At 62.2% G+C, this 6,758-nt stretch carries 6 protein-coding genes and 3 pseudogenes; 3 read left to right on the forward strand and 6 right to left on the reverse strand.

The window, feature by feature from the left end; translation table 11 throughout:
• The 6 genes and pseudogenes from RN02_RS26140 to RN02_RS34125 form a co-directional block, all read right to left on the reverse strand.
• The coding region (locus RN02_RS26140) for a type VI secretion system Vgr family protein (protein WP_043318003.1) at positions 1-509 on the reverse strand (509 nt) is incomplete at its 3' end.
• A gap of 95 nt (positions 510-604) precedes the next feature.
• A complete protein-coding gene (locus RN02_RS26145) occupies positions 605-1,123 on the reverse strand; it encodes an Hcp family type VI secretion system effector (RefSeq protein ID WP_043318005.1) in 519 nt (172 codons plus the stop codon).
• Between the two features lie 825 nt (positions 1,124-1,948).
• A pseudogene (locus RN02_RS34375) lies at positions 1,949-2,143 on the reverse strand (ParB family protein); the annotation flags it as partial.
• Complete coding sequence (locus tag RN02_RS32805; protein ID WP_082033894.1) at positions 2,136-2,393, reverse strand: hypothetical protein; 258 nt, start codon at positions 2,391-2,393, stop codon at positions 2,136-2,138. The pseudogene RN02_RS34375 and the gene RN02_RS32805, both read right to left, overlap by 8 nt.
• Positions 2,377-3,036 (reverse strand): annotated as a pseudogene (locus tag RN02_RS32810) (ParA family protein); the annotation flags it as partial. The pseudogene RN02_RS32810 and the gene RN02_RS32805, both read right to left, overlap by 17 nt.
• Before the next feature lie 59 nt (positions 3,037-3,095).
• Positions 3,096-3,365, reverse strand: a pseudogene (locus tag RN02_RS34125) (IS5/IS1182 family transposase); the annotation flags it as partial.
• Between the two features lie 433 nt (positions 3,366-3,798).
• On the opposite strand from RN02_RS34125, the gene RN02_RS26160 reads away from it, so the two are divergent.
• The 3 genes from RN02_RS26160 to RN02_RS26170 all read left to right on the forward strand — a co-directional run.
• Positions 3,799-4,869, forward strand: coding sequence for an ABC transporter substrate-binding protein (locus RN02_RS26160; protein WP_201773774.1), 1,071 nt, complete (start codon positions 3,799-3,801; stop codon positions 4,867-4,869).
• Between the two features lie 121 nt (positions 4,870-4,990).
• Positions 4,991-5,851, forward strand: a complete 861-nt coding sequence (locus tag RN02_RS26165; RefSeq protein WP_009619743.1) for an ABC transporter permease — start codon at positions 4,991-4,993, stop codon at positions 5,849-5,851.
• On the forward strand, positions 5,844-6,758 hold a 915-nt coding region (locus RN02_RS26170; RefSeq protein ID WP_043318014.1), incomplete at its 3' end, for a quaternary amine ABC transporter ATP-binding protein. The genes RN02_RS26165 and RN02_RS26170, both read left to right, overlap by 8 nt.

Raw genomic sequence — 6,758 nt, forward strand, 5'->3', positions numbered from 1 at the left:
TGCTCGAAGCGGTGGAAGAGACCTTCCTCGGCGGCCAGGCGCAGGAGGAAGTCCAGGTCGGTGTCGCCGGCCTGGACGCAGTACTCGCGGGTGAGGTGTTCTTCGGTGAGGTTCTGTTGGTACGGGTCGATGCCATGTCCGGCGAGCAGCAGGTTCAGAATTTCCGGCACGGTTTTTTGCTGGAAGATGCGCCAGTCGGCGCACAGCTCGAGCCGCGCCAGGCGCGGTTCGACCAGGGCGCGGTAGCGGGTGCGGCGGAAGCCGGTGGTGCCTTGCTCGAAGCGGCTGACCTGGCCATGGACATGGCGTACCGGTTGCTCGCCCTGCCAGAGGATGAAGTGTGCCGGCGCATCCAGAGTCTTGGCGAAGTCGATGGCCGGGTCGCGGCTGGCCAGCTCCAGCGCCAGTTGGTAGCTCTCGCTGAGGCCCTCGTCGAGGGTGAACTCGATGACGTCGAACTCGGTCTCGCCTACGGTGAAGGTGAAACGCAGGTCGGATTGGCTGGGCATTAGGTGCTCCTTGCAGGCCGGAGGCAATCCCCTGCGGCAGATGAGCGCGATACGGCCGGCGGCTTATGCCGCCGGCCGCAGGCAGGGGGCCGGGATCAGGCTTCCTGCGGCTTGCGCCAGTCGTCCGAGGCCTCGGTGCCGGCGATGGCGTGAGTCCAGGTGATCTTGCGGTAGGCCATGGAGACTTCGACCAGTTGGGTGTACTCGGCCTTGGTGGCGTCCTGGGCGTGCGGCAGCGCCGTCACGATGTCAACGATGGTGGCGTCTTCCAGATGGGTGGTGAAGAAGTGCTCCTGCTTGCCTTCGGTGGAGGTGCGGTACCACTTCACTTCGACCTTGGGCAGCATTTCACCCGAGGCCAGGGCCTGGTACATCAGCGGCGTGGCTTTGTTCAGCGCGCTGGTGAATACGAAGGGTTTGTGCACGCGCTGGCCCGACGGCTGACCGCTCTGCGGATCGGTCGGGGTGGCGATGCGGTGCTTGATTTCCTGGACCAGGATTTCGTCTTCATGGCCTTCGACATAGACGTTGCCGACGGACTCGGAGGTGAAGGCGCCCTGGGTGATGTTGCCCTGGGTCTTGCCTTGGATGCTGATGTACGCGGGAGTTGGCATGGTGTTCTGTCCTTGGATGGTGTAAGCGAAAAGGGCGAAGTAGCCCTGTTGCCAATAGGTGGCGTAGACGCTTGAGCAGAACCCGTGCCAATCGACCTCCTGGTGCTGAGAAGTTCTTTTATGACAATGGCTTACGTTATTTTTTGGGGTGCTGGCGGTGGCAGAGAAACAAGGGGAAATCCGCGTAAGTGTTTTTTCGAGCGGGAATTCGAGCGAACTCTTGCTCGCCTGTTTTCAAGTCTTTGATGCATAAGAATAAAAAACGGGCAAGAGCTTGCTCGTGCGGGCAAGTTTTTGCCCGATTGCTTCGTCGTTGAGTCGAGCAGAGTCTTGCGAGCGGTATTTGCGGACTTCAGCAGCACAATCGCGCGATGGTTACGGAGCAGTCCCACAGACGGCACCAACCTGTGCCTTCTAGTCTCCAAGGCTGCGCTTTGCCATGTAGACAGGCGCAAACCACTTCGTAGATAGGGCCTTTCTGCCATGCAAACGCCTACTCTCCACGCCCGTGATACCGCTCTTACGCCGGACTCCCTGCTCGACATTCTCTGCATCAGCGCACCGCGAGGGCCGATTTCGGTAAAAGGCCTGGCTCGCGAGCTGAACTACTGGACCAAACCCGGCGAAGACGTTCCCTGTCGCCTGTACGGGCGATTGGCACTGGGAGATGCCAGCATCCGGTTTGAGCTGCCGGGGCTTACCGGTGTTGCAAGATGAAGCCGCAGTCGTGTTGCACGGTACCCTGCGAATCAAGCCCATTCGACAAGGGCGGGCGTCGCACGAAGTCATTCTGGTAGGCGATGTCGTGTCTGAGTGGAAGCCATTGGACGCCTTGATTTCCTCGTAGGCCGGATTGCGCTTCTTCCTGGGGCCGTGGTCGTAGGGGCGCAACTGATCCAGGGTCACGACCATGGGCGTATCGGCGATGGGATCGCTCAAGGCCGTGGCAGACGGTTCTGTGCACTGGAAACCCGCTGCGAGTAGCTTCTCGGCCATGTTCTGAGGGGTTATCTCAGCCATCCAGGGCCTCCATATCCTCCGTGCCGGAAACGCTTGCCTCGCGAGTTGCGCGCTTTATCTGTGCTCGTGCATTGAGGCCAGCCCGGTGGTCACTTGCCGTTGAGCTGGTGTAGATCGGCGCATAGCCGTGCTTGGTGAGTTTGATGTGGCCACCGGAAGTTCGACTGGCATGCCAGCCTTCTGCAAGGGCGAACTCGACCAATGCGCGTAGTTGCTTGTGTCCGCGAGACAGCTTATGCGCGTTTGTCATGACGAGCTCCCGTGGATGCTGTGGGCTTGCCTGTCACCTGCGCAAGACGTTCACGCCATTGCGGAAACAGCTCGACGGCCAGCGTGCGCATGGTGTCCAGTGCCGCCGGAGCAACTCGACCAAGGGGTTGGCGATACTCAACGCGATGCACTGGCAGACCTAACGTGGACGCACGTGGATACGCCTCGATGGCTGGGATACCAGTATTAAGGACATACACACCGGTATGGTCATCGAACACGTCTCTCAATGCTTGTTGAATCACTTTGGCGTTGGATGAAACGGGATGAACGCGGTTGATCAGCAGATGCAAGGGAGGGGGAACTATTCCCAGGTGCCGGTACGGTGCGATGTCTTCGAGCAACTGCATGGTGCCGCGTCGCAACTCGCGAGCGGCAAGGATTTCCGGTGTCACCGGCGACAGGGCGAGGTCGGAGGCGAGCACGGCCATTTCCAAGGTCACGCTGCGCGCGCCCTGGGCGTCGATCAGCACCAGGTCATAGCGCGGTGTCAGCATCGGAAGCAGGTGCCGCAGCCGCAGACGCCCGTCCGGTGCATGCAGCAGCAAGGTGTTCAGCTCGCCGCGGTGATCGTTGGAGAGCACCAGGTCGAGGCCAGCGATGACCGTGCGGGATACGAACTGCCGGTATTTCGGGCGATCGAACAGCCAGGGCGGTCCTGGCTTGGGTTTGCGCTTCATGGAGCGCTGCAGATCAGGTGAATCTTGGTGGTCAGGCCACCTCGGCTACGCCCCAACGCATGATCTAGCGGCTCTTCCGACCCCCCTTTTTTTCCGGCGTTTGAAGAGGCTCGGGTTGCACGCACTGCGCTGGAGTCGATCATCCTGGTGTCCAGATCAAACAGACCTTCCTGATTCGACCGGACATGCAATCGCTCAAGTACTCGGTCAAACGTGCCCTCGTCTCGCCAATCACGGAACCGTTGATACATCGTCGACCAGGGGCCGAAGCGTAGCTACCAGCCAAGCGCAATGAGCGTGCGGCCGAAAGCTACCTGAACAAGATGCTCGAGCGTCTTGCTCGACCGATGATCGTGCGAGTAGACCTTCCCAGCGGGTTTACATACAAACCGCAGCCACTGCGCCACGACGCCCGCAGGCCCCCGCATCTGGCCTGCAGCACGGTGCAATGTGCGAATTCTGCCGGCAATCGTCCTTTTCCTTATAGGCCGCGTAGCCCCGGCCGCCTCAGAATCGATTCCGGTCAGGATTTCGTGAGCGGGGCGGGTCGCTCGGCCCGTCGATGGACTCCAATCGAAAGTCAGCCGTTACATCAGGGCTTGGCCCGGGAATGCCTGGTTTGCGCCAAGCGAATGCGGCCGGCGCTGTGGCTTGTGAAGTTGTTCCCCAAGTGCTCTTTCGGAAACTAGAAGAGGGTGGTCGTAAATGAAAACAACAAAACAAATGACCCTGGATTTTGCACAAGGAGCCGGTGCCGCAGGTAAGGGGGCGCACGCGATGAAAGCGCTGCTGTCCTGCACGCCGCTATTGTTGGGCCTGGCCGGGTTCGCGCCGCTTGCCCAGGCGGCGGAGTGCGGCACGGTGACGATCGCGAGCATGAACTGGGCCTCCGCCGAGCTGCTCGCCGAGGTGGACAAGTTCATTCTGCAGAACGGCTATGGCTGCGATGTCAGCATCGTGCTGGGCGATACCGTGCCGACCCTGACCTCGATGGCGGAGAAGGGCAAGCCGGACGTGGCGCCCGAATCCTGGACCAGCCTGCGGCCGCCCATCACGCAGAAGAACATCCAGGAAGGGAAGTTGCTGATCGCCGGCAAGGCCTTTACCGAAGGCGGCGTGCAGGGCATCTACATTCCCAGGTTCATCGTCGATGCCCATCCCGACATCAAGACCATCGCCGATGCCTTGAAGCACCCCGAACTCTTCCCCGACCCGGAAGACCCGTCGAAAGGCGCCTGGTCCGCGGGGCAGCAGGGCTGGGGCGGCACCGTCATCGCCAGTCAGTACTACAAGGCCTACAAGGCCAGGGACGCCGGCTTCAACCTGGTGGACACCGGCTCGGCGGCCGGCCACGACGGCTCTCTCATCCATGCCTACGAGCGCAAGAAGGGCTGGATCGGCTACTACTGGGAACCCACTTCGCTGCTTGGCAAATATGAAATGGTGCGACTGTCCTCGGGCGTTCCCTACGACGAGGCCGAGTGGAACCGTTGCAACAAAGTGGAGAAGTGCCCGGACCCGAAACCCAATGAATGGCCGGCCGATGAGGTCAACACCATCGTGACCAGGACATTCGCGGAGCACGCCGGCCCCGCCTACAAGTACCTCTCGACCCGCTCCTGGCCCAATGCGCTGGTCAACCGGATGCTGGCCTGGATGGCGGACAACCAGGCCACCGGTGAAGACGGCGCCAAGGCGTTCCTGAAGAGGAACCCGGATGTCTGGGTGAAGTGGGTCGACGCTGACGCTGCCGAGAAGATCAAGTCAGCTCTGTAATGCGCAGCATGGCGCGGTGCGTACCCATTGCGCTGCGCCCTCTCGGCCGGGAGAAAACAAGAATGAGCCCGGCATATCGGAAAAGGGCAATCACATGAGCTGGTTTCAGGATTTTCCCCAGATGGACGATGACTCCCTGCGTAGCCTCAAGCAGGTCATCGACGAGGGCTTCCGTTCGTTCACCCGTGGCCATGGCGATAGCATCGAGAACTTCTTCGCCCCCCTGCAGAAGTTCCTGCTGCTGTCCGAGCGTTTCATGACGCAGACGCCCTGGCCGATCATCGTTCTCATCGTCCTGGCCATCGCCTGGGTCGCCAGCCGCAGCCTGAAGGTGGTGCTGGGCGCGCTCGCCACCCTGCTGGCGATCGGTTACTTCGGCATGTGGGACGACTCCATGCGCACGGTATCGATGATCTTCGTCTGCACCGTGCTGTCGATCGCCATGGGCTTGCCGATCGGCATCCTGATGGCGCGCTCGGAACGCCTCCAGCGCCTGGTCAACCCGGTGCTCGACGTGATGCAGACCATGCCCAGCTTCGTCTACCTGATCCCCGTGGTCATGCTGCTGGGCATCGGCCGGGTGCCGGGGCTGATAGCGGTGGTCATCTATGCCATCCCGCCGATGATCCGCATGACCAACCTGGGCATCCGCCTGGTGGACAAGGACGTGCTCGAGGCGGCCGACGCCTTCGGTTCTTCCAGCTGGCAGAAGCTGCGGAACGTCCAGCTGCCCCTGGCGCTGCCGACCATCATGGCCGGCATCAACCAGACGATCATGATGGCCCTGGCCATGGTGGTCATCGCCTCGATGATCGGCGTGCAGGGCCTCGGCCAGCCGGTGCTGAAGGCGATCGCCAACCAGTACTTCACCCTCGGCATCTTCAACGGCCTGGCGATCGTCGGCATCGCCATCATCTTCGACCGGATCAGCCAGGCCTACGGGCAGCGGCTGCAGAAACACCTGGAGGTGGTCCATGGCTGAGCGGCAGTTCGACGGCATCAGCATCCGCAATCTCTACAAGATCTTCGGCCCGGACGCGGCGGCCCACGTCGAGGCGGTGAAGCAGGGCATGGGCAAGACCGAGCTGATGGAGCGCTTCGGCCACGTCCTGGGCCTAAAGGACATCAACCTGGACATGCCGGCGGGCTGCATCCAGGTGATCATGGGGCTGTCCGGCTCGGGCAAGTCCACGCTGATCCGCCACATCAACCGGCTGATCGACCCGACCGCGGGCGAGGTGCTGGTCAACGGCGTGGACGTGGTCAAGATGAGCCAGGCCGAGCTGCGCGGGTTCCGCCGCCAGCAGACCGCGATGGTGTTCCAGAAATTCGCCCTGCTGCCCCACCGCAACGTGATCGAGAACACCGTCTACGGCCTGGACATCCAGAAGCTGCCCCGCGCCAGGAGCCTGGACATCGCCATGCGCTGGATCGAGCGAGTGGGGCTCAAGGGCTTCGAGAAGAAGTACCCCAACCAGTTGTCCGGCGGCATGCAGCAGCGCGTGGGCCTGGCCCGCGCGCTGGCCAACGACGCGCCCGTGCTGCTGATGGACGAGGCCTATTCGGCGCTCGACCCGCTGATCCGCATGGACATGCAAAGCGTGCTGCTGGACCTGCAGAAGGAGATCAGGAAGACCATAGTATTCATCACTCACGACCTCGACGAGGCCCTGCGCCTGGGCGACCAGATCGCCATCCTGCGCGACGGCCAGGTCATCCAGCAGGGCAGCAGCCAGGACATCGTCCTGCGCCCCGCGGATGACTACGTGGCGAACTTCGTCAAGGAGGTCAACCGGGGCCGGGTGCTGCACGTCGAGGCGGTGATGACGCCGGCGCGCGCGGGCGCCGCTGCGGGCGGGATGACCATCCCCGCCGGCACCACGGGGGGG

The organism is Pseudomonas sp. PI1, assembly GCF_000812405.1.
Taxonomy (GTDB): domain Bacteria; phylum Pseudomonadota; class Gammaproteobacteria; order Pseudomonadales; family Pseudomonadaceae; genus Pseudomonas; species Pseudomonas citronellolis.